Source organism: Rheinheimera sp. EpRS3 (assembly GCF_001513785.1).
Lineage (GTDB): Bacteria > Pseudomonadota > Gammaproteobacteria > Enterobacterales > Alteromonadaceae > Alishewanella.
In genome coordinates, this window is record NZ_LNQS01000008.1 from 198,957 (window position 1) to 222,593 (window position 23,637).

At 49.8% G+C, this 23,637-nt stretch carries 12 protein-coding genes; 2 read left to right on the forward strand and 10 right to left on the reverse strand.

Annotation, left to right across the window (positions count from 1 at the left end; genetic code table 11):
• Positions 1-28: 28 nt before the first annotated feature.
• The 8 genes from AR688_RS09585 to AR688_RS09620 form a co-directional block, all read right to left on the reverse strand.
• Entirely contained in the window at positions 29-9,037 is a 9,009-nt protein-coding gene (locus AR688_RS09585; RefSeq protein WP_068232598.1) for a BapA/Bap/LapF family large adhesin, read from the reverse strand.
• A gap of 372 nt (positions 9,038-9,409) precedes the next feature.
• Complete coding sequence (gene ung / locus AR688_RS09590) at positions 9,410-10,066, reverse strand: uracil-DNA glycosylase (protein ID WP_068232600.1); 657 nt, start codon at positions 10,064-10,066, stop codon at positions 9,410-9,412.
• Positions 10,066-11,349 (reverse strand): threonine synthase, encoded by a 1,284-nt coding sequence (gene thrC, locus AR688_RS09595; RefSeq protein WP_068232604.1) that lies wholly within the window; start codon positions 11,347-11,349, stop codon positions 10,066-10,068. Before thrC ends, ung begins: the two co-directional genes overlap by 1 nt.
• Before the next feature lie 9 nt (positions 11,350-11,358).
• Positions 11,359-12,309 (reverse strand): homoserine kinase, encoded by a 951-nt coding sequence (thrB, locus tag AR688_RS09600; protein ID WP_068232606.1) that lies wholly within the window; start codon positions 12,307-12,309, stop codon positions 11,359-11,361.
• 5 nt (positions 12,310-12,314) lie between these two features.
• Complete coding sequence (thrA, locus tag AR688_RS09605) at positions 12,315-14,774, reverse strand: bifunctional aspartate kinase/homoserine dehydrogenase I (protein WP_068232608.1); 2,460 nt, start codon at positions 14,772-14,774, stop codon at positions 12,315-12,317.
• Positions 14,775-15,037: 263 nt separating this feature from the next.
• The gene (locus AR688_RS09610) at positions 15,038-16,000 is read right to left on the reverse strand and encodes a GGDEF domain-containing protein (protein ID WP_068232611.1); all 963 of its coding nucleotides are present in this window, start codon (positions 15,998-16,000) and stop codon (positions 15,038-15,040) included.
• Positions 16,000-16,614, reverse strand: a complete 615-nt coding sequence (locus tag AR688_RS09615) for a chemotaxis protein (protein WP_068232612.1) — start codon at positions 16,612-16,614, stop codon at positions 16,000-16,002. The genes AR688_RS09610 and AR688_RS09615 overlap by 1 nt, the downstream gene beginning before the upstream one ends.
• Positions 16,611-16,976, reverse strand: coding sequence for a response regulator (locus tag AR688_RS09620; protein ID WP_068232615.1), 366 nt, complete (start codon positions 16,974-16,976; stop codon positions 16,611-16,613). Before AR688_RS09620 ends, AR688_RS09615 begins: the two co-directional genes overlap by 4 nt.
• Positions 16,977-17,188: 212 nt before the next feature.
• Here AR688_RS09620 and AR688_RS09625 point away from each other — a divergent pair, with 212 nt between their 5' ends.
• Complete coding sequence (locus tag AR688_RS09625; RefSeq protein WP_068232618.1) at positions 17,189-18,937, forward strand: sensor histidine kinase; 1,749 nt, start codon at positions 17,189-17,191, stop codon at positions 18,935-18,937.
• 44 nt (positions 18,938-18,981) lie between these two features.
• Complete coding sequence (locus AR688_RS09630; protein ID WP_068232620.1) at positions 18,982-19,881, forward strand: recombination-associated protein RdgC; 900 nt, start codon at positions 18,982-18,984, stop codon at positions 19,879-19,881.
• Positions 19,882-19,892: 11 nt separating this feature from the next.
• Here AR688_RS09630 and AR688_RS09635 read toward each other — a convergent pair whose 3' ends face one another.
• Together AR688_RS09635 and AR688_RS09640 are read right to left on the reverse strand one after the other, a co-directional pair.
• Entirely contained in the window at positions 19,893-20,735 is an 843-nt protein-coding gene (locus AR688_RS09635) for an HDOD domain-containing protein (RefSeq protein WP_068232623.1), read from the reverse strand.
• A gap of 153 nt (positions 20,736-20,888) precedes the next feature.
• The gene (locus AR688_RS09640) at positions 20,889-23,549 is read right to left on the reverse strand and encodes an ATP-binding protein (protein WP_068232624.1); all 2,661 of its coding nucleotides are present in this window, start codon (positions 23,547-23,549) and stop codon (positions 20,889-20,891) included.
• Between the last annotated feature and the right edge of the window lie 88 nt (positions 23,550-23,637).

The following is a 23,637-nucleotide window of genomic DNA, read 5'->3' on the forward strand; positions in this document are numbered from 1 at the left end:
CAGACCCATATCCTTAGCTTTGTCAGGTTCAGACAACTGACATATTATTCTGATGATAATATTCCTGCTCTGCCAGCAGTCTTAAGTTATGCATATCTGTTGTTACTTGCCAGTTATCCGCTGTGAGTGCCACCCGTGATGCTTCGGTGCTGCGAAGCTGAATATGCTGGCCGGTATCAAGCAACTGTGACAGGTGTAAATCAAGCCCTGTAGCAAGCTCAGCTGTATACTGCATTTTTGCAGTTAGCAGATCAAAATCCGGTGACCAGCCTTCGTGAGATAACCCCGGTTGCTCATACACCTGCGGGTTATCCGCATGGGTATCAACAGCGTCTTCACCATCACTTTGCAATACAGCATTACCAGATAATACACCTGCGCCTGCTACATCCAGCTGTATCTCAAGCCTGGCTGTGATGATCTCCCCTCCGGGATGGCGCAGCTGATACTCAAACAGTTCTGTAACATCGGCTGTATGATGCTGGCTACCATTTGGGGTATAAACATAGTCACCGTGTTTATTAATATGCAGCACACCATAACTACCGGTAATACTAATACCGGCATAATTCACCTCCTGATATAACCCGCTGCTGCCTTTAACAAACAATTTGGTAAAACTGGAGCCCAGCACATCATTCGCCAAAATATTACCGCTGACACCGGGGTTGGTGTCCACTGTGTATTCATCAAGGTGAGTTATTGTTTGTACCAACTGCACACTGGACAGAAAAGAGCCGCCAATCGTATTGTTGGTATTAACCGTAATACGATAATTGCCACCGGTGAGGCCATCAAGACTGAGTGATACTCCGGTGCCTACCAGAGGTAAACCCAATAACGCCGTGCCACTGACACTGCCGCCGGGTACCGCGACCCAGCCACCGGCACCATTCGACTTTTCCAGCACCACAGAGAACGTGGGTAACACTGCTACAGCCAGTGAAGTACCGGCATAAATAATGATATTGGAAACATCATTGGCATCTACCTGAAAAGCAAACTGGCCGCTGCCCTTACCAGGGTTAACCAGAATAGCTCCGGGTGTGTTAAAAGTGCCCAGCAGATTGGTTACAGGTGCATCAACCACATTTTTATATACCACAGCGGCAACCGCACTGTTGTTACCCGCTGATAGCACCAGTTCGGCGTTATTGCCTGGCTCACCCCAAACCAAATCAACCTGATCGCTGTCAATGCGTACATATAAAGTGGCTGTACTCTGCCGGCCGGTTGCAGTATCAATAATACGGTACTGGAATTGTTCAGCCTTGCCGATAACAGTGGCATTAGCATCTGGGGTATAGGTGTAATTACCTGCAGCATCTATTGTTAGTTGGCCGTACTGGCCCTGAATAACAGTGTTGCCCGCTGCTGCCACAACAGTTTGGTTAACCTGGCTGACAACGGTATTTACAGTGAGCAGATCTTGCTGTGATTCATCATTTAAATCTGCCAGTACATTGCCCGATGCAGCAATATCATCATAACCATGCGGGTTGCTGTAATCTGCCTGAATAAGGGCACCAGACAGGGTAGTAGCAATACTTAACCCTACCAAAGCGTTAATCGCAACAAAAGCGCGGTACTCCCCTGCCGCCAAACCTTCAACAACAACACCTTTGGCGTTATCTGCCAACAGACTAACCGACAAGAAAGATGCCTGACCGACACCACTGATAGCCTGCCACTGCCCGTCCTGCTTTACTTGCAGTACAATACGGTGCTCGCCCAGCGCATCAATTGCCAGTAACGTATCCAACGTCAGGGTAATCTGGCCTTCGCTACCATCGGCTACGGTAAAACCGATAGAAGGTGTTGCCAGCAACTGTAAGTTAATCGCACCCAGTAACCCCAGTAGCAACGTATAAGCCGCGCTACCAGCAGAGCTTTGCGTTTCAGTTGGCAGAATATTCACTTTTGCAGTCGCTGCATTGTCAAAAGCAGCGATATCAACCACCACAGGCGCAGCCAACTGTGCTGCGGCAGATATATTGCCACTGCTGTCTGCCAACACGACAGATAACAAGCCACCGCTGTCCTGCGCGGGGTTAAGTGCAATAGTAAAAACACCGTTTACAGCCACAATACCGGTACCGACAACGTCTGCATCAGCGTTATATATTGTTACCGTGGCACCGGGTTCACCTTCGCCGGTTAACTCTGTACCCGGCGCATTAATGCTAAGATTGTCAGCCACCGCTGGTGGAATTAAATCCGGAGCATTGGCGCTGGCTGCGTCGGAGGAATTACCCGCAGCATCGGTTAAAGTAACACTTAGCACGCCACTGTCACCTTGCACTGCAAGCAGCGTAATAATAAAGCTACCATCAGGCTGAACCAGGCCAGTGCCGACTATCTGGTTTACTGCATTGCGCACCGTTACAGTCGCCCCCGCTTCGCCGTTGCCGCTGAGACTTAAACCATCGGCACTGACCTGCAAATTTGCCGGCGCTGACGGGGCAACAAGATCCGGGCTGAGCACTAAACCAGTATCAGAAATATTACCGGCGGTATCTGTCAGGCTTACCTGTAGCAATGAACCGTCATTTTGTGCCGGGCCTAACGCTACAGTAAAGCTGCCATCGCCCTGCACAGTGGCAGTGCCTATTATCTGGTTCGCCGCATTACTTACGGTAACGGTTGACCCGGCTTCACCATTGCCGGTCAGGCTCAAACCATCGGCACTCACCTGTAAATTTGCCGGAGCTGCCGGCGCTATCAGATCAGGAGTGCTGACATTAGCCACGACAGAGGTATTACCTGCCGCGTCTGTCAGCGTCAACTGTAATGCTGTTCCATCTTGTTGTGGCGGAGCGAGCGTAACACTGAAACTGCCATCAGGTTGTACAGTACCGGTACCTAATAGTTGATTCGCTGCATTGTGTACCTCAACCGTTGCCCCAGCCTCGCCAGTGCCGGTCAGCAGGCTGCCATCGGCGTTAACCTGCAGCGCTGCTGCCATATCAGGCGCAGTCAGGTCCGGGCTTATTATCAGGCCTGGGGCAGAATATTTACCGGCGCCATCGCTTAGTACCACCTCCAGCGAGCGCCCGTCAATTTGCGCCGGAACCAAAGTAATGCTGAAGGTACCATTGGGTAGTACCACCCCGCTTCCTACCTGCTGGCCGTCCTCATTCCAGACAGTAACAATGCTGCCAGCTTCGCCTTCACCGGTCAGTTCAGTGCCAGCGCCATCCATACCCAAATTAACCGGCGCAACAATTTCAATAAGATCAGGCGACATAGCAAAGCCAGCGTCAGAGGCGTTACCCGCTGCATCAGTAAGGGTTATTCTTAGCTCTCCACCATCTACCTGTGGCGGATTAAGTGCAATGCTGAAGCTGCCATCACCCTGGACAACTCCGGAGCCAACAATATGATTAGTGGCATTGCGCACTGTGACCACTGTGCCGGCTTCACCTGTTCCTGAGATACTGGTACCTTCAGCATTAACCTGCAAGGCTAAAGGCATTGCAGGCGGGATCAGATCCGGGGCGCTGACAGTTCCGGCTAACGAGGTGTTACCGGCAGCATCAGTCAGGGTTATGCTTAATAGGCCGCTATCTCCTTGTGGCACAGTAAATACGATACTGAAACTACCGTTAGCCAATACTGTGCCTGTCCCGATAACTTCATTTAATGCATTACGCACCGTTACTGATGTCCCTGCCTCGCCACTGCCGCTTAACAAAGTGCCGGTCGCATTGACCTGAAGATTAAAGGGTGCGTCCGGAGCTATCAAATCCGGGCTGGCAATATCACCCGCAACGGAGGTATTGCCAGCGGTATCGGTTAATGTAACGCTTAAAGATGAGCCATCTGTTTGCGCCGGTGTTAGTGTGACACTGAAACTGCCATCCACTTGTACTGTGCCAGTACCCACTATCTGGTTTGCTGTATTGCGCACCGTTACCTCAGTGCCTGCTTCACCGGTTCCGCTCAATAAAGTACCACTGGCATTTACCAGTAAATTAAGCGGGAGATCCGGTGCTATCAGATCCGGGCTGGCAATGGTGCCCGCTACTGACGTATTACCCGCAGCATCTGCCAACGTTATGCTAAGTAACCCGCCATCGCCCTGAGCCGGGAATAATGAAAGCGTAAAGCTGCCGTCAGGTTGCACTGTACCTGAACCTACAATCTGATTGGCCGCATTATGCACAGTGATGGTAGTACCTGCTTCACCGGTACCACTGAGGATACTGCCGTTTGCACTCACCTGCAGGTTAGTCGGCATATCGGGCGCAATAAGATCAGGCGCATTAACCGTACTGCTGCCAGAAGTGTTACCGGCACTGTCTGTCAACGCCACGTTGAGGCTGCCGCCATTATTCTGAACAGGAACAAGGCTAATACTGAAACTGCCATCTGGCAAAACTGTGCCGGTTCCTACTACTGCATTTAGCACGTTACGCACGCTGACATCGGCCCCGGGCTCACCAGTACCGGTTAATGTACTGCCATCGGCATTGAGTTGCAGGTTTAACGGCGCATCGGGGGCGGTAAGATCCGGGCTGGCAATTATAGCTGCAGCAGAGATATTACCTGCTGCATCGGTTAATGTAACCTGCACTGGGCTGCCATCGTTTTGTAACAGATTAAGCGTAATACTGAAAGAGCCATCAGGCTGCACCAGGCCACTACCTATTTGTAAATCGTCACTGTTGTATATCCTGACAATAGCACCGGCTTCGCCTTCTCCGGTTACCGTGACACCATCAGCTGAGATCTGCAGATTAACCGGTATATCCGGGGCTATAAGATCCGGCGCGCTCACATTGCCAGCCACTGAGATGTTCCCGGCAGCGTCGGTTAGTGTTACATCTAATACACCACTATCACCCTGAACAGGAGAGAGCAAAATAGTAAAACTGCCATCAGCCTGCACTGTACCGGTACCCACTATCTGGTTAGCGGCATTGCGCACAGTAACGACAGTGCCTGCCTCACCGGAACCGGTTAAACTGCTACCATCTGTACTAACATGCAAAGCAAGTGGCATATCTGGCGCAATAAGATCCGGGCTTGCCAGTTGCCCCGCAGCAGACACATTGCCGGCGCTGTCTGTTAAAGTAATACTCAGTTGTCCGCCGTCATTTTGCAGCGGGTTCAGCGTAATACTAAAAGAACCATCGCCTTGCACTGTACCGGTGCCGACAATCTGATTAGCCGCATTACGCACCGTGACGACTGCATCAACCTCACCACTGCCTGTCAAGCTGCTGCCATCAACGTTTATCACTACATTTACCGGTGCTGCCGGAGGAATAAGATCAGGGGCATTTAGTAAACCAGCAGCCGATTCATTTTCGGCGGCATCAGTCAGGGTGACACTTAGTACGCCGCTGTCACCCTGAACCGGAAACAAGGTTACTGTAAAGGTTCCATCGGGGCCAACCAGCCCTGAGCCAACGAGATCGCCCGCAGCATTATATATTTTAACTAGAGCCCCAAGTTCTCCCTGCCCGCTTACTAAAGTGCCTGCAGCATTGATATTGAGATTTAGCGGCATATCAGGTGCAATCAGATCAGGGCTGCTAAGCCAACCTGCGTCAGAGCTGTTATTAGCGCTGTCTGTCAATACGATACTTAACAACCCGCCATCCTGCTGTGCAGGCATCAAGGTAATGGTAAAGCTGCCATCCGCTTCTACCACTCCTGAGCCGACAACTGCATTTGTATTATCACGTATGGTGACAGTCGCCCCTACCTCACCATCTCCGCTGACTTGCGTACCATCAGCCATGATCTGCAAATTTTGCGGTATTGCCGGAGCAACTAAATCAATGCTGTTGACACTGCCAGCAATCGATGTGTTACCCGCAACATCGGTCAACGTAACACTTAGCAATGAGCCATCTGTTTGGGCTACAGATAAAGTGATATCAAAACTGCCATCAGCCTGCACTGTGCCGGTACCAAGAATCTGGTTTGCCATATTGCGCACAGTAACAACTGCACCGGGTTCACCGGTACCACTCAAGGTCAGACCATCCGCACTCACACCCAGATTATCCGGCATAGCCGGTGCCTGCAGATCAGGCGTGTTAACAGTAGCTACCAAAGACGTATTACCGGCTGCATCAGTTAAAGTAACGCTTAAGGCTGCACCATCTGTTTGCGCCGGAGTCAGTGTGGCACTGAAACTCCCATTAGCCTGCACTGTGCCTGTACCCACTATCTGGTTGGCTGCGTCACGCACCGTTACCATTGCGCCAGCTTCACCACTGCCACTTACACTGCTGCCATCAGCACTAACCTGTAAATTAACCGGGATATCCGGCGCAGTATTATCAAAAGTGCTCACTAAACCCGGCGCTGAGTATTTGCCTGCACCATCGGTTAATATAACCTGCAAGGCCCCCCCATCCTGTTGCACCGGCGTCAGTGCAATACTAAAACTACCATCACCCTGCACTGTGCCACTGCCAACCTGCTCGCCGGCAGCATTCCATACCTGAACCTGCGTACCTGCGGTGCCTTCGCCATTAAGCGTTGTGCCATCCGGGCTCACGCTCAGATCCACCGGTGCGGCTATTTCCACCAAATCCGGGCTTTGCAAGGTCGCGGCGGCTGAGGTATTACCGGCATTATCTGTCAGCACTACGCTTAACTGCCCACCGTCTATCTGTGGTGGGTTCAGGGTAATACTGAAACTGCCATCAGCCTGCACTATGCCACTACCCACTAGCAACCCGGCGGCGTTTAACACCTTCACCGTCGCGCCCACTTCGCCTGTGCCGCTTAGTGCTGTGCCCTGAGCATTTAGTTGTACACTCTGCGGGGCCGCCGGTGGCGTTAAATCCGGGCTGCTGACATTACCTGCAACAGAGGTATTACCCGCGGCATCGGTTAATGTAACCTGCAGTGCTGCACCATCCATTTGTGCCGGGATTAAGCTGATATTAAAGCTGCCGTCAGGTAGTACCGCACCAATGCCCAGAACCTCATTATTTGCGCTTAGCACCCTGACTACAGAACCAGGCTCGCCACTACCGATCAGTTTCTGTCCACTGTTAATAATCTGCAGACTAACCGGTACATTCGGTGCTGTAAGATCAGGGCTGCTGACTGCAGCTGCGGCTGATTGATTACCTGCAGCATCGGTTAATGTGATCTGAAGTGCACTGCCATCAATTTGTGCTGAGAGCAGGTTAATCGAAAAAAGGCCGCTTGCTGAAATTGTACCGGTACCCACCAGAACGCCGGCACTATCACGGATTGTAACTGTGCTACCCGCAGCACCACTACCGTTGACAGTTAAACCATCAGCGCTGAGCTGCAGATTATCCGGTGCTGCAGGAGGGGTTATATCCGGTGTATCTGACCAGACCGGCGAAGAATACTGATCCCCCATTCTTAGCGATAACCGCAACACCCGGCCATCATTCTGCGGAGGGTTCAACATAACGGTAAAGCTGCCATCAGGGTTAACCATACCCCAGCCAACCATCTGATTATCCGCATTATGCACCATCACTTCCGCGCCGGCAGGCTGAGCAAGACCCTGCACCATAGTTCCATTGGCCTGCACCGTCACATTTGTTGGCATTTGCAGCGTCACTAAATCCGGGCTTTGTACTGCACTGCTTTCAGATGTATTACCGTTGCTGCCGGTTAGTACAACATTTAGTGGCGCCCCTTCTACCTGTGGTGGCGATAACACAACGCTAAAACTGCCATCAGCAGCCACAATACCCGAACCCACTACCTGCTCGGTAGCATCACGCACCGTTACAGTTGCTCCGGCCTCACCCCGTCCGGTCAGCACAGTGCCATCATTACTTACCTCAAGGGAGGAAGGCGCGGGTGGAGGTGTTAAGTCTGGTGTATTCACTGTCCCCACAGACGACATATTACCAGCAGCATCCGTCAGGGTAATCGATAAAGCAGCACCATCGGCTTGGGCGGGCGACAGGTTAATACTGAAACTACCGTCAATATTAACCATACCAATGCCAACAATATCACCGGCCTGATTACGCACTGTAACTACTGAACCAGGATCGCCACGGCCACTGATAACACTGCCGTTGATACTAACCTGCAAATCTGACGCCGCTACCGGTGGAGTATTATCAGGTGAGCTAACCATTGAGGCCTGTGAAACATTGCCTGCACTGTCTGTCAGTGCCACGCTAAGGGTTGAACCATCAATCTGAGCAGGAGATAGCGTAATACTGAACTGGCCATCCTGAGCAACCGTCCCAGTGCCAATAACATCACCTGCAGCATTACGTACCGTTACAACCGCTCCTGGCTCCCCTTCGCCGCTTAATACTGAACCATCGCTGCCAACCTGCAAATTAGTAGCTGCCTCCGGCGCAGTTAAATCCGGAGTAGCAACTGTAAGGCTCGCAGATTCATTACCTGCGCTGTTGCTTTGCGTTACGTTTAACAAATCGCCGTCTGTTTGCGCTGGAGACAATGGAACTGAAAATGAACCATCTGCAGCTACCGTGCCCGTGGTAATAACCTCACCGGCGGTATTGCGTACTGTAACAGTAAACCCCGGCTGCCCTCGGCCAATAAGGGTTGTACCTGTAGCATTCACTGCCAAATCTGACAGCGGCTGCAGCGAAACCGGAGGAGGATTAACAGAGTTATCATCTGCGCCGCTACTGCCGCCGCCTGCCGCTAAGGCGGCAACCCCGGCAGCACCCAAACCAATAGCCAGCCAGCTTACGCCGGCAGATGCAGCAGGAACCAGCATTAATGCGTCCAGAGATTGAAGCTCAGTAAACTGCAGTGCATTTAACCCGCCATCGTACTGCCCCAGCCACAATGATCCGCCATCTTCAAACACCACCTGGTTGTCATTACTGGCAAAAAAGTTGCGAACATTTAGCGTGCTGCCGTCGGTAAACTTTAATACCAAATCATCACCCAGCCGTTGGCTAAAAGTAACGCTGGTATGTGAAGCCGGAATTTTCACCACTGAGTTGCCAGTAAGGGAAATATCCCCAAAAGGCAGCTCACTGCTCCCTCCGGTTGAGCGATCAATAACCGTTAGCTCTTCAACACTAGTTGCCATAACCTTCATCCATTAATACATTGACTTATAACCAACATAACGGGTTATGCCAATAATATGCTTAAGTGGAAATTTACATTGTGCGGGGTAACAACTGAGTTGTTTTACAATAAATGTCATTACTACACATTATTAAAGGCTATTTTTGTTAACTCGCTTTAATAAACCAAACATAAAATATAAAACAAAACATCTGTACCCAACCCAAATATATTTTGTTACCTAAAAGTAGACAACAGGTTCTGGCATTGTCAAATGGATCTGAAACAGAGACAGAAATTACCGCTCAAAGCAGGCGTAAATGTATTATGGAGTTGATAAAAAGCAGTAAGCCAGCTACTAGCTGGCTTACTAAAATAGAATAAGCAGTTGTTAAATCTGCCAGTTAACCGGGTCTTTACCCTGCTTAACCAGTAGCTCATTTGCCTGTTTGAAGTGGCCACAGCCAAGAAAGCCGCGATGAGCAGACAGCGGTGACGGATGCGGTGCTTCCAGCACAAAATGGCGTTGCCGGTCGATCAGACGGCCCTTTTTCTGCGCGTGCGAGCCCCAAAGCAGAAATACGATGCCCTGACATTGTACGCTGATTTGGGCAATGACCTTATCGGTAAATTGCTCCCAGCCTAAATGGCGGTGCGAATTGGGTTGAGTCGCCACTACAGTCAGCACGGTATTAAGCAACAATACCCCCTGGCGGGCCCAGCTTTCCAGACAGCCATGCTGTGGGATCTGAAAATCGGCATACTCCAGTGCCAGTTCTTTATACATATTTTGCAGTGATGGTGGCACCCGCACGCCCTGGCGTACAGAAAATGCCAGACCATGCGCCTGATTCGGCCCGTGATAAGGATCCTGCCCCAGGATCACCACTTTCAGGTTATCCAGCCCGGTCAGCTTAAAGGCATTAAACACATCACTTTCAGGCGGATATATTACCTGCCCGGCCTGGCGCGCCTGCTTTACCTGCTCCAGGGTCTCAATAAAATAGGGCTGGGTTTTCTCCTGCCCCAATAGCTGCTGCCACGGCATCAGGCTTGCTCCAGTTTTAATAGCTCTTGCTGCAGCACAGCAAAATCTGCCGGAATGTCTTTGCTCAGCCCCTGCTCTGAGGCACAGCGCGCCAGCACTTCCGGCAACGCTATCGGAGTACCCAGAATATTCTCTACCTGCTCTTTAAATTTAGCCGGGTGAGCAGTACCGAGGAAAATGCCGTATTCGCCTTGCTGCAAGCTGCGCTTTAACGCTTTAAAAGCCACCGCTGCATGCGGCTCGCTTAAATAGCCAAGCTGCGACAATTGCCGTACGCCAAACACGGTATCGTCTTCATCTACCATTACTGCTTCAATATCAGTGCGGTTAATTACGCCTTGTGCCAGCAGCGCCTCTACCCTTGGCCAGTTATTCGGTGCGGCTACATCCATTGCATTTGACAGTGTGGCAACAGTGGCTTTTGGCTGCCAGCTGCCACTGCGCCAATAACGCGGTACTGTGTCATTAGCATTAGTCGCGGCAACCATACGTTTAATGGGCAAACCCAAAGTTTTAGCAATTAAACCGGCAGTTAAATTACCAAAGTTACCACTGGGTACCGCAATAACTATCTGATCACGTTTTTCGGCAGGCACCTGTGCTACGGCTTCAAAGTAATAGCAAATCTGGGCAAATAAGCGGCTGATATTAATCGAATTAGCCGAGTTAATACTGAGTTTTTCTACCAGCGCCTTGTGATCAAATACCTGTTTTACCAGTGCCTGACACTGATCAAAATCGCCCTCAACCGCCAGCGTGGTGATATTTTCGCCCAAAGTGGTAAACAGCTTTTCCTGTAACGGGCTGATTTTGCCTTTGGGGAATAAAATCACCACCTGCACACCACTCTGGCGATAAAAAGCATGTGCCACGGCAGCACCGGTATCGCCCGATGTTGCAGTAACAATAGTGGTTTTCTTACCGCCTTGCGCCTTTGCCAGCGCCTGAGCCATAAAACGGCCGCCAAAATCTTTAAACGCCAGGGTCGGCCCGTGAAACAACTCCAGACAACTTACGTCATCGGTTACCGGCACCAGTGGTGCCGGAAAGGTAAAGGCACTGCTAACCATCTGCGTGACTTCTGCCTGGCTTAGCTCGTCACCGATTAATGCCTGCAAAATAGCACTGCTTCGCTCTACCAGTGACATGCCAAGCAGCTTATCAATATCCAGTTTAGGCCAGCTGGTCGGGAAAAATAAGCCTTGCTGCTGCCCCAACCCCTGGCGTACTGCCTGTAAAAAACTCACCTGCTCGGCAGGTACTTTAATATTCGTTAACATCATTATTCTTTCCTACAGCGTCCGTGCGCCAGCCAATGATAAGCGACAAATTTGCGTGGTCGCGTCCTGATTCTTTTCATAATGCCGCGATAAATAGTCAGCGGCAAGCTGAGCCTGCGCTTCATTGCGGCACAATGCAAATAAGGTGGGGCCAGCACCTGAGATACCAACATGCAACACCCCTTCTGCCATTAAAGCTGCCCTGAGCGAAGGTAATTCAGGAATAAGCGGTGTGCGGGCGGGCTCTGCTACCAGATCTTGCAATGCACCTGCAGCATCCGTTTCATCACCGGCATACAGCGCACTGATAAAACGGCTTAACATACCAGCAAAAGCAATACTGTGAGGCAAACTCAACTGCTGCGGCAACACGGCGCGTGCCGCTTTGGTCGATAACACCGTGCCTGGGTAACTCAGCACCACCCGCCAATGCTCAAACCAGGGTAAAGTACGGCAAATATGCGGGCTTTGCGGCAACATCAGTTGCAGGCCACCAAAGTAAGATGGCGCGACATTATCATAATGCACACTGCCACTAACACCACCTTCCGCTTGCGCCATCAGTTGCAGCAATTCGGCCTCAGATAATGGTTTACCAAAGTAATCATTAAAGGCATAACAGGCCACCACTATCGAACAGGCGCTGGAGCCCAACCCACTGCCCACCGGCAGGTTTTTATGTAGTCGCAGCGTCAGGCGCGGTAAGGTGCGGCCCAGCTTTTGTTCAAAGGCATAAAAGCAGCTTAATACCAGATTATCTGTACTATTTGCCGGTAACTGATGCAGGTAGCGGCCAACAATTTCTAAGCTCAGCTCTGCCTGCTCAGCGCAGATATCCAGTACATCGCCAAACAGTTCACCGTTTACCGGTTCAAAAGCGGCGCCTAACAAGTCAAAACCAACCGAAAAATTACCGGTAGACGCCGGGGCGTAATAACGCTTTAAATAAGAAAACTGCTGCATCGTTATTACACCTGTTGTTGCCAGCCAAGGGTGCGCATAATATCGCTGAATACGCCTGCCGATGTTACCGCCGCACCTGCGCCATAACCACGCAGTACAAACGGAATAGGCTGGTAATAGCGGGTATGAATAGCCAGCGCATTTTCACCATCTTTAACCTTTGCCAGCGGATGATCTGCTGCCAGCGCTTTAATGGCTACCCGGCACTTGCCGTCTGCAATTTCACCAATATATCTGAGCACTTTACCTTCAGCTCTGGCGGCATTAATACGTTTGGCAAAGCTGTCATCAAGCTGCGGTAAGCCGGCGATAAAATCATCTGTGCTGGCCCCGGCTGCAAAATCTGCGGGCAATACTGATTCTACTTCAACATCGCTCAGCTCCAGCGCCATACCGGCTTCACGCGCCAGAATTAACAGCTTGCGCGCGACATCCATGCCGGACAGATCATCGCGTGGATCCGGCTCGGTAAAGCCCATTGTCCGGGCTTTTTTAGTGACGTCAGACAGGCTGACACCGGCTTCCAGCTCACCAAAAATGTAAGATAACGACCCTGACAAGATACCTTCAAAAGCAAGTAATTCGTCACCGGCATTGAGCAACCCCTGTAAGGTATCAATAACCGGCAAACCGGCGCCAACGGTAGTTTCATACAAAAAGCGGCGGCGATGTTGCTGCGCCAGCTGACGCAGTTGCTGATAATAAGCATAAGAGGCCGTATTGGCTTTTTTATTCGGTGTTACCACATGGAAACCCGCGGCAATAAAATCAGCATATTGCGCCGCAACCTGCTCTGAGCTGGTGCAATCTACCAGTACCGGATTTGTCAGATGCTGCTGCTGGGCAAACTGGTTCAGCGTATCCAGAGAAAATGCCTGTTTAGCCTCTGCCAGCTGAGGTTGCCACTGTGATAAATCAATGCCGTCACTGTGCAACAATACCGCCTTGCTATTGGCAATGCCGTACACTGTTACCTTAACCTGGCGGCTATGTAAAAAGGCCTGTTGGCGCTGAATTTGTTGCAGCAGTTCGCTACCCACCACACCACAGCCAACCAGAAATACATCAATGCTGGGGATATGGCTGAAAAAGTTTTCATGGCACACTTTTACGGCATTTTTACAGGCTGCCTGCTCAATCACCGCAGAAATAGAACGTTCGCTGCTGTCCTGTGCTATGGCCACTACATTAACCCGCGCCTGCGCCAGCGATGCAAAAAACTTCGCCGCTACACCGCGGTGTTGGCGCATACCATCACCGACCAGGCTAACAATTGCCATATCAGACAAAATACTCAGCGGGCGCAGCAAACCGGTTTGCAGCTCTAACTCGAACTCTTGCTGCAGGGCATTTTTGGCTGCCGTTAAATGCAACTGCGGTACACAAAAGCTGATACTGAATTCTGATGATGACTGGGTGATCAGGCTGACAGAAATATGCGCCCGCGCCATAGAGGCAAATACCCGGCTGGCCATACCCACCACGCCTTTTAAACCCGGGCCGGATACCGTGACCAATGCCAGATGCTCAAGGCTGGAAATACCTTTAACCAGCGCATCGCCTTCACCGTTATTATCAATGCAGGTGCCAGGAGCTGACGGATTAAGGGTATTTTTGATAAAACAGGCGATATTGTACCGTGCCAGTGGGCCTATGGTTTTCGGATGCAGCACCTTGGCGCCAAAGTACGATAACTCCATCGCTTCGTCGTAAGACAATTTATCAATTAACTTGGCATTTTTAACCTGACGCGGATCGGCGCTGTACACACCATCTACGTCAGTCCAAATCTCGCAGGCGCTGGCGCGGATACTGGCAGCAACAATAGCACCGGAGTAATCGGAGCCGTTACGCCCCAGCAAACAGGTTTCACCCTGTGCATTGCTGGACACAAAGCCGGCAATCACATACACCTGTGCGCTCTGGCTGGCGATAGCATGCTGTAACGTCAGCTCCGATGCGGCAATATCTGCCGTGGCATTTAAATAATCGCCACTACTTTTAACCAGTTTCACACCATCCAGTGCAACGGTTTGTACCTGCTTAGCAGTGAGCAACGCTGTCATCAGAGCCACGCTGAATTGCTCGCCCAATCCCAGAATTTGCGCCTTAATATGGTCAGGGCAATGCCTGAGCAACTGCATACCGGTAAGCTGGGCTTGCAGCTGCGTGTGCTGCTGGCTAATAACATCATCTAAACCGCTTAGCTCTGCTGCTGGAAATAACGCCAGCGCCTCACTGGCCAGAGCCTGATAGCGCTGCAGCAACTGCTGTAACAGCGGGCTGAAATCCGACCCCAAATAGGCTAAATCGGTTAGCTCAACCAGCGTATTGGTTACGCCCTGTGGCGCAGATAACACCAGACAAATACTGTCCGTCGCCGTTTGCTGCTGCACTATCTGTGCGACTCCGGCAAAACGGTTTACTGACGCCAGTGACGATCCGCCAAACTTGAGCACCCTCATTTTAAACTCCTTCGCTTAATTTACTGTTATTGTCAGTTATCGCGATACTTGGTTTATTCGGTAACAGCTCTGCACAACAGAGCCAAAAAAAAACCCGTGACATTTGAGGTCACGGGTCTTTTCTACAGACAACACACCGCCGACCTCCTACCCCGAAGGGTTGGTGGTAATAATAATGGTGGTGAGTGTCGTGGTTTTTATTTTCATGGCTTCACTATGCACAGACTTGTAGACGTCTGTCAACGGCTAATTTTTCACACCGGCTATTTTACCTTTTTAAGGTAACCTTCAAGCTCTGGTTGATAGGCAACGGCCCTATTACGCCCCTGTCTTTTGGCACAATACAGCGCCGTATCGGCGCGTTGGATCAGCTCATCAACACTTTGATCAAAGTAGGACACCACACCAATGCTGATGGTGGCTTTGAGTGTCTGCTGGTTATATAGCATTTTATGCTGGGCAACGGTGTCGCAAATGCGGTTAGCCACCTGCAGCGCGCCTGTCATGCCAGTATCGGGCAATATAATGCCAAATTCCTCGCCGCCATAACGGCCGAACAAATCGGTGTCTCTGAGCAATGAACCAATTAGTCGTGATAACTCGATCAGCACAAAATCGCCGCCCTGATGGCCGTATTGATCATTAAGATCTTTAAATTTATCCAGATCGAATAACAACAAAGACAACGGATGCTGATAGCGCTCAGCACGCTGAATTTCATACCCCAGTTGCTGCTGCCAGTAACGACGGTTATACACACTGGTTAAGCCATCGGTGCGGTTGGCATGTTCCAGCTGCATTACGCTTTGCTGTAATTGCTGCTGATATACATAAGCGTCGGTGGCATCTTCAATCAGCAAGCAAATGTAGCGCGATACGCCATCCGGCGCAGTAAGAGGCAGCATACTGCAGTTCTGGGCCATATACTGGCTGTCGCTGCTAAGAGGGCGCAGATGGGCTAATTTAATAATGTACTGCCGCTGCTCCCAGCTGCTGAACGCCGGAACCTGCAAATGCAACACGCTGTCCAGTTTGCGTCGCAGCCAGGCCAGAGGTAAGTCAGCAAAAACATCTTCCAGCAAGTTACCCTGCACTTTAGCCAGATCCACGTCGGCACGCCGGGCAATAAACTGATTAAAAAATACCACCCGGTATTGTGCATCCAATACCAACACACCGGTATTAAGCTGAGTCAGTAAAGGTTGCAGTAGCCAGTCCAGTTGCATCAAAAATCTGCCAGAATGTTGTCCAGTGTCTGACGCAACCGCAGTACCGCCTCTCCGGGAATAAGCAGAATCATGTCACAGTTAAAACTGTAGTCGGTTAACTGATAACGGATATCGACCTGCAGTGCCAGTTGCCATTGCTCCGCCGTGTAGGCCAGTTTGTCAGCAAAATCCTTATCACGGCTAGATAAAATACGCGGCGCAGCATACGAAAAACTGTTTTCCAGTTGCTCTGCCAGCCCACTTAAAAAAGTGGTTGTCAGCACCGAACTGATATCGGTCAGCATTTCAGCCTCAGAAACCGCATCATCGCTGTAACCCAGCAATTGGGCAATCACCCCGACATTCGCCAGCTGATACAACATGATGGTTTCACCACGCAGCCCCTGATCACCAAAAAACCCCAGGCTCACCAGTGTTGCGCTTTGTTGCTGATAACGGCTGGCAAAATGCTGCGATAACAGCGCAGCCTCTACCAGAGCAATAGCCGGCACCTGCAGATGCACGAAAGTGCCAAGGTAACGTGCCAGCTTGTCACTGGCCTGCCCCATAGCAACATTAACCAGCTCCTGCAGGCAATCACGCTGCACATCGGTGAAATGCAGTTCTGTCATATCAAACCGTACTTGTGCATAACATCAGCAAGTTTATCGGCGGTGGCAGGCTTTTGTACAAATGCCAGCGCGCCTAGTTCCATTACCCGTTTTTGCATTTCGGGCTGAATATCGGCAGACACCACAATAACCAGGCAGTCCATTGCATCAGCCTTGATGGCCTCCAGCACACCAACACCATCAAGCTCTGGCATCGTCAAATCGAGAAATACCAGCCCAACTTCGCGCGATCTCAAGATCGTAAGGGCTTCTACCCCGTTACTGGCGGTAATAATGTCGGCATCAAAAGCAGACGGTAGAGATTTTTTCAACTGATTCCGGGCAAGCAGGGAATCGTCGCAAATAAGTGCAGTTAAAGCCATTTACAGCAGCCTGTATTGTTATAATGTGTTTGGCGTAAATAGGTTAAAAAATATATACAGGGTGCCGCTATAAAGCAATATCTGAGCTATAAATAGCTGACACAAGCTGTAACAACTAACCCTATCCCGCAGCAATGCTATTTTCAAAGCTCAGGTTATTGGTTATGGTAGCGGTATAATACTAATAATGTTTCGTTACTCAAGGTTAATTCATGCAACATAAAAGCTTATCCCGTAAGCTCCTGACTAAGGTGTTGTCAGTTTATTTTATCCTGACATTTGTAGTAACACTGGGACAAATTGTTGCGGAGTATTTTAATACTAAGAATCATATCAACGGCGAACTTGAAACCCTGCAGCAAACCTTCTCTGGTAGCCTTACGCGCGCAATATGGGAGCTGAATACCCAGCAGGCGCTGATTATTGCCGATGGTTTACTGGCTATACCGGCAATAGAAGGCATTATAGTGCGCGATGACAGCGGTGCAGTAATTACTCAATTGGGCCGTTATATTGATATACAGGAGCGTTTCAGCACCCAACTGGTCAGGGAAGGTGTGCGCCTTACCGAGCAGCAATCCGGTATTTTTGGTTATACTTTTCCGCTTATTTTTGAGTTTTCCGGCCGGGCAACCCAGGTAGGCGACGTCACGCTATTCTCAAGCCGGGCCGTGGTGATCGATAGGATAAAAGTCGGTATTTATTTCCTGATTGGCAATGCCATGCTCAAAACCACTTTCCTTATTATCTTGTTTTTACTGGCATTTCGCCGGCAGCTCACCGTACCTCTGACAGAGCTGACTCAACAAATTGAAGATTTGGAGCTGGATCAGCTCGACGGTGCCAAAGTCGAAATACAACATGGCGACACCTCAGAATTAAGTGTTATGGCCGATGCCTTTAACCGCTTAATTGGCCGAGTACAGGATTACAAACACCAGTTGGAAACCACACAAAAACAGCTGATGCTGTCAAATGAAAAGCTGGATCAGCAAAACCTGATGTTAGAGCAGGAAGTTGCGCGTAAAACCTCTGGCCTGAGCCAGGCTATGATGGATTTGCAACAACAAAAACAAGAACTGGAAGTAAAACAACAAAGCCTGCGTGAAGAAATAGAACGCCGCCGCCACACTGAAGATGCCCTGCGTGGTAAACAAACCGAGCTGGAAAAAATTGTTGATGACTTAAAACAGGCGCAGGATAGGTTGGTGCAGTCGGAGAAAATGGCCGCACTTGGTGGCCTGGTTGCCGGTATTACGCATGAGGTCAATACCCCTGTCGGCATTGGTGTTACCGCAACCAGCTTTCTGGCTGAAAAAATTCATGCGCTGGAGCAGGCGTATCATGATAAAACCTTGTCGCCCAAAGCGCTGGAGCATTTTATTGAAGAAGCCAAGCAAGGCTCTGAACTGCTGCAATCAAACCTGATCCGCGCATCAGAACTGATTGCCAGCTTTAAGCAAATTGCCGTAGATCAAACCAGCGAAGCCATTCGGACGATAAATCTGGCTGAATATCTGCACGAAGTTATCCGCTCCTTGCAGCCTAACTTTAAAAAGACCCATCACCATATTGAAGTAAACTGCCCGGACAACATTATGCTGAATTGCCCGGCGGGTGCTATCTCGCAAATTTTCACCAACTTACTGATGAATTCGTTAATCCATGGTTTTGAAGATATGGACAGTGGCCTGATCCGTATTACTGTGCTGGACGAAGACGACAACGTAGACATTAAGTACAGCGACGACGGTAGAGGCCTGACCCCGGAGCAACTGGAAAAACTGTTTCACCCTTTCTTTACCACTAAACGTGATCAGGGTGGCAGTGGCCTGGGCACCCATATCACTTATAATCTGGTACGCCAGACGCTGGGGGGAAGTATTCAGGTCAGCAGTGAACCGGGTAAAGGTTTGCACTACCATATCTGCTTTCCAAAAAACCTGAAAATAACAGGCTAATCCACGTTATACTGCCGCTCCGGATTTATTGTTTAGAGTGAATTATGTGGTTTAAGAATGTTCGTGTTTATAAGCTAAGTGCGCCACTCAGTACTGATGTTGCTGAGTGGGAACAAGCCCTTACTGAATTCAAATTTACCCCGCTAACCGCGCAGGAAGCTGTCAGAACAGGGTTTAGTTTTCCGCTACACCATAGCATTAAACAATACTGCCATCAGTGTGCTCAGTTAGTATTTTTTGCGGTAAAACGGCAGGAAAAAATACTGCCGGCAGCGGTAATTAATGAAGAAATGCAACCTAAGCTCGAAGCTATGGAACAGGAAAAAGGCCGGCCACTCAGCCGTAAAGAAAAACAAAGCCTGAAAGAAGAGTTACAGCTGAGCTTGTTACCAAGAGCCTTTAGCCGCTCTTCTTTAACTCAGGGCTACTATGATCCGCAAAATCAGTGGCTGGTGATCAACACCAGCAGTGCCAGCAAAGCAGAAGATGTGCTGGCTTTACTGCGTAAAGCACTGGGCTCGCTGCCTGCACTACCCTGGCTTGATAACCATAAACTGAATGCCAGTTTACAGCTGTGGCTGCAAAATCAAGCATTGCCGCAAGGGTTTGTCCAGGGCAGTGATGCTGAACTTAAAGCGCCGGATGAAGAAGGTGCCAAAGTTAAATTCAGTAATCATCTGCTGTCAGCAGATGAAGTACAAAGCCATCTTCAGGATAAACTGGTCACCAGCATCAGCCTGGAACAAAGCGAAGGCTTGTCAGTGCAGATAACCGATGACGGTGCAATAAAACGGATTAAATTTCATGACTTACTAACCGGCCAGAACGACGAACTGGGCTGGGAAGATCTGACAGCAAGGCTGGATGCCGACCTTATGTTAATGGCTGCTGCGCTGAATAAGGCATTATTGAGTATCAGCCAACAACTTGGCACGGCTGAATAAGCAAACCCCGCTTAACTGAAAACAGCACGCACATCCTGGTATACCGCTTGTATATCAGGGTGTTGCATAAAATCTTGCTGTGGCACCATCTGCATCGTCATGTAATAACGCAATAAACGCTGCTGCAGCTCTTTATCTGCATAGCCATCTCTGGCAATGACAGCCAAACGGATAAAATCGGTATAGCCTGGCCCTGGTTTGTCTGGCTGTAATTTTTGCCAGTTTGATGCCACTTGCTGAAATGGCTCAGCAAAAGCCCAGGCATACATAATCCGAAGACTGACATCAGTAGATAAACTGGTGGCCAGATGCAATAAAAAACGCGGATCGCCGAGTAACGCTTCCTGCCGCTCGGCCTCGGCCACTATAGGTAAAGCACCGATGTTATGCACCAATGCCATTAATGTCAGTACGTCTTTATTTAAACCGGTACGCACCTCACGGCTATTGTAGTACGACAAGCAGGCAACCGCGACACTAGCCACCTGCACACTGCTTTGCCACAATGCATCCAGTTGTTGCTGCACTTGTTTATGTTTAGACACAAACACCTGCTCCAGTGCCATGGCAATAGCAATATTACGGATCTGGCTAAGCCCAATCCGCGTTACTGCCTGATTCAGCGTAGAAACTTTGATCGAGCGGCCCATAAAGGCACTATTAGCAACTTTGATCATGCGGGCAGCCAGTGCCGGGTCCTGCGCAATCACATCTGCCATTTCCTGCAGGCTGACATTCGGCTCAGCCGCCCGGCGTCGTACAGTCAGGGCGACATCTGGTAATGTCGGCAATATCAGCTGGTCTTGCTGTATTTTACGTTCGAGGATCTGAAGCAACTGCTGCTGTGCTGGCATAAAAAGGCTCCGGATTAGGGTGCATAGGCATAATTAACTGCCCGATCAAGATGTTGTATTACCTGTTCAGTATAGGCGGCGCGGCATACTTTGCACCCTATAAACGCTGGCAGGTGGTTATTCTGCGCCAACTGCGGGGTAGCTGTAAAATTATCAGACATCAGAAACTGTTTTATCTTCATTATCTGCCTGAATATTAAGCTGTATTTGTATCAACAACTGCAAGCACTCGTCCTGTTGCTGCGTATTAGCTGCAACTTCAAGCTCACCTGCCAACCGGGTAAGTTGCGGATACCCCATGCTGCCCGCACTACCTTTAAGGCTATGTGCTGCAAACGCCAATTCCCGCCACAGAGCTGCATTGAAATACTGCATCAGCTCCTGATATAACTGCGGGAGCTGGGCAGCAAACTGCCGCTTTAATGCCTGCATCTGCGGGTCTTGCGCCAGTTGTTGCTCCAGGCTATTTACCGCTGATATCGTCTGGTTTGTGTACTTTGCTAACAGCGCGATCAGCTCTTTATGGTTAACCGGTTTGGCCAGTAAGCTCTGGCAACCGGCACGTTTGTAACGTTCGAGATCTTCGGTCATTACATTTGCCGTCACAGCAATAACCGGCGTATCAATACCAGCATGGCGTATTAACTGTGTTGCCTCTTCGCCGCCCATTAGCGGCATTTGCATATCCATAAAAATCAGATCAAAATCTTCCGCCAACGCCCGCTCTACCGCTTTATGGCCGTTATCTACCAATACACAACTGGTATTGGCTTTTTCCAGCATCAACTGCAGCAATAGCTGATTATCGGGGTTATCTTCTGCTACCAATATATGCAGTTGGTGTACTGCAGTCGTTTCAGTATTGTGCGAAGTGGCCTGGGCTTCTTTTGAGAATGAGTGCACCAGTTCAGTTAGCTGGCCAGAACAGTCAAATTGCAGTTCAAAGCAACTGCCAATGCCTTTTACACTTTCAACCTGAATATCCCCACGCATTTGCTGCATTAGCTTCTTTGAAATACACAAACCCAGGCCGGTACCGCCGAAATGGCGGGTAACCGTGGCATCAGCCTGCACAAATGGCTGAAAAATACGCCCCAGCTCTTCCGCCGACATACCTATACCGGTGTCTTTTACCTTAATTGACAGCTGTTCTGTAATAGCATCAAAAGACACACTGATAATTATTTTGCCTCGTTGGGTAAACTTGACGGCATTGCTGGTCAGGTTTAATAGCACCTGCCTGAACCTTAACACGTCGTTATACAGCATCAGCGGTAAGGGGAATTGTAAATCCAGCTGGCAGGTCAGGCCTTTGGCTTCGCTCTGGCTGCGGGTTAACTGAAATACATCATCTATCAGTGCTAAACAGTTAAAGTGCTCGTGCAGCAATTCCAGTTTTTCAGCTTCAATTTTAGATAAATCCAGAATATCGTTAATCAATCCAAGTAAGTGATCACCGCTTTTTAGTACCCGCTGCAGATAGTTTTGCCGTTTGTCGTTATCAGGCTCTGTCTGGGCCTGCTCTGAAAAGCCAATAATGGCAGTAAGTGGAGTGCGGATTTCATGGCTCATATTCGCCAGAAATACACTTTTTAGCCGGTTAGCCTGCTCGGCGGTTTCACGGGCGAGGATCAATTCCTGGTTGGCAGCCGCCAGGTCATCATTGGCGCGGGCTAAATCCTGCGTACGGCGCAGTACTTTGTCTTCCAGTTGTTGTTTGTAGGCGCGCTCGCGTTCGCGGTATACCCGTAGCTGGCGTACCATAACATTAAAGGCAGCAAACATGTCGCCCAGCTCATCCTGCTTGGTGACTTCAAGCAGAGTAGACAAATCTCCGCGCCCTACTGCGGTTTTAGCCGCTGTCAGTTGTTTAATCGGTTCAAATACATTGCGGATAAGCAGCCAATACACCAACAAGGGCAGCATAAGGCAAACCAGCAACGTCATCAGCACCAGCACCAGCGACAGCATTTTCTGCTGGCGGTACAGTTCGCTCTCATCCAGGCCATATAACAGCTGAAAAGAGCCAGGCAGGCTTTTACCCAGCAATAGCCGTGTTTGTCCAAGCAATATCACAGGCTTGAACTTATCGGCATCAATACTTTGCTGAATAGCACGAAAATTAGTCGGTGCAAAAGCACTGCCAATTAATGCCGGCGTATTGGCAAACGTCACGGTGGCGGCTTTGCTGATCAGTAACGTAACGCTGTTAGGCGTATGTTGATAATTAACAATGTCAGACAACAATTGCGGCCTGACCACAACCACCAGATAGCCCCACAACCGTCGCGATTCGCTAACCGAGCCGAGATATAGCTTATGGGCAAAAAACAGCTGCAGATCTTTGCTGTCGTTGTCGCGGGCTAAAAAATAGCCTGACTCATCCACCATGGCCTGCAATGAGGAGAAGTATTCATTACGAAAACGGTTCGGGATGCCCGACACTTCGGCTTTGGCGGGCAACTGTGTTTCATATTCACCGTTCAGGTTAACCAGCTTCAGCGCAACAATATGCTGATCAGCCATAACATACTGATTAAACTGCTGCTCTAACGCTGTCAGTGTCGTGCTGTTACGTTGCGCAATATGCTGTTGCAGCAAAGGGCTTTGTGCCAGCATGGCAAGCCGGGTTTGTTGCAGCAGCAAAAAGTTAGTCAGCTCAGTTTGCTGCCGGAACAAGGTTTGCTCTGCTTTAAAGTAAGCTTCCTGTTGTAAATGTTGCTTGCTGAACTGGTACGCCAGATAGCCAAAAGCCATTACCGGCAATACCAGCAATGGCAACATATAAGCAACGAGCGTTTCGCGTAACCTCATCCTTGTCCTGGCTCACAGACAAAGCCTTACCGGCTTTGCATATTTTTCATCGTTACAGCATAACCAGCATACGACAACGCCACAAGAG

What these genes read in the sequence shown, in the direction of transcription:
- AR688_RS09630 (WP_068232620.1), top strand. Translation starts at nt 18,982, where the DNA reads ATGTGGTTTAAGAATGTTCGTGTTTATAAGCTAAGTGCGCCACTCAGT.
- AR688_RS09585 (WP_068232598.1), bottom strand. Translation starts at nt 9,037, where the DNA reads ATGGCAACTAGTGTTGAAGAGCTAACGGTTATTGATCGCTCAACCGGA.
- AR688_RS09625 (WP_068232618.1), top strand. Translation starts at nt 17,189, where the DNA reads ATGCAACATAAAAGCTTATCCCGTAAGCTCCTGACTAAGGTGTTGTCA.
- AR688_RS09610 (WP_068232611.1), bottom strand. Translation starts at nt 16,000, where the DNA reads ATGCAACTGGACTGGCTACTGCAACCTTTACTGACTCAGCTTAATACC.
- thrB (WP_068232606.1), bottom strand. Translation starts at nt 12,309, where the DNA reads ATGCAGCAGTTTTCTTATTTAAAGCGTTATTACGCCCCGGCGTCTACC.
- AR688_RS09640 (WP_068232624.1), bottom strand. Translation starts at nt 23,549, where the DNA reads ATGAGGTTACGCGAAACGCTCGTTGCTTATATGTTGCCATTGCTGGTA.
- thrA (WP_068232608.1), bottom strand. Translation starts at nt 14,774, where the DNA reads ATGAGGGTGCTCAAGTTTGGCGGATCGTCACTGGCGTCAGTAAACCGT.
- ung (WP_068232600.1), bottom strand. Translation starts at nt 10,066, where the DNA reads ATGCCGTGGCAGCAGCTATTGGGGCAGGAGAAAACCCAGCCCTATTTT.
- thrC (WP_068232604.1), bottom strand. Translation starts at nt 11,349, where the DNA reads ATGATGTTAACGAATATTAAAGTACCTGCCGAGCAGGTGAGTTTTTTA.
- AR688_RS09615 (WP_068232612.1), bottom strand. Translation starts at nt 16,614, where the DNA reads ATGACAGAACTGCATTTCACCGATGTGCAGCGTGATTGCCTGCAGGAG.
- AR688_RS09635 (WP_068232623.1), bottom strand. Translation starts at nt 20,735, where the DNA reads ATGCCAGCACAGCAGCAGTTGCTTCAGATCCTCGAACGTAAAATACAG.
- AR688_RS09620 (WP_068232615.1), bottom strand. Translation starts at nt 16,976, where the DNA reads ATGGCTTTAACTGCACTTATTTGCGACGATTCCCTGCTTGCCCGGAAT.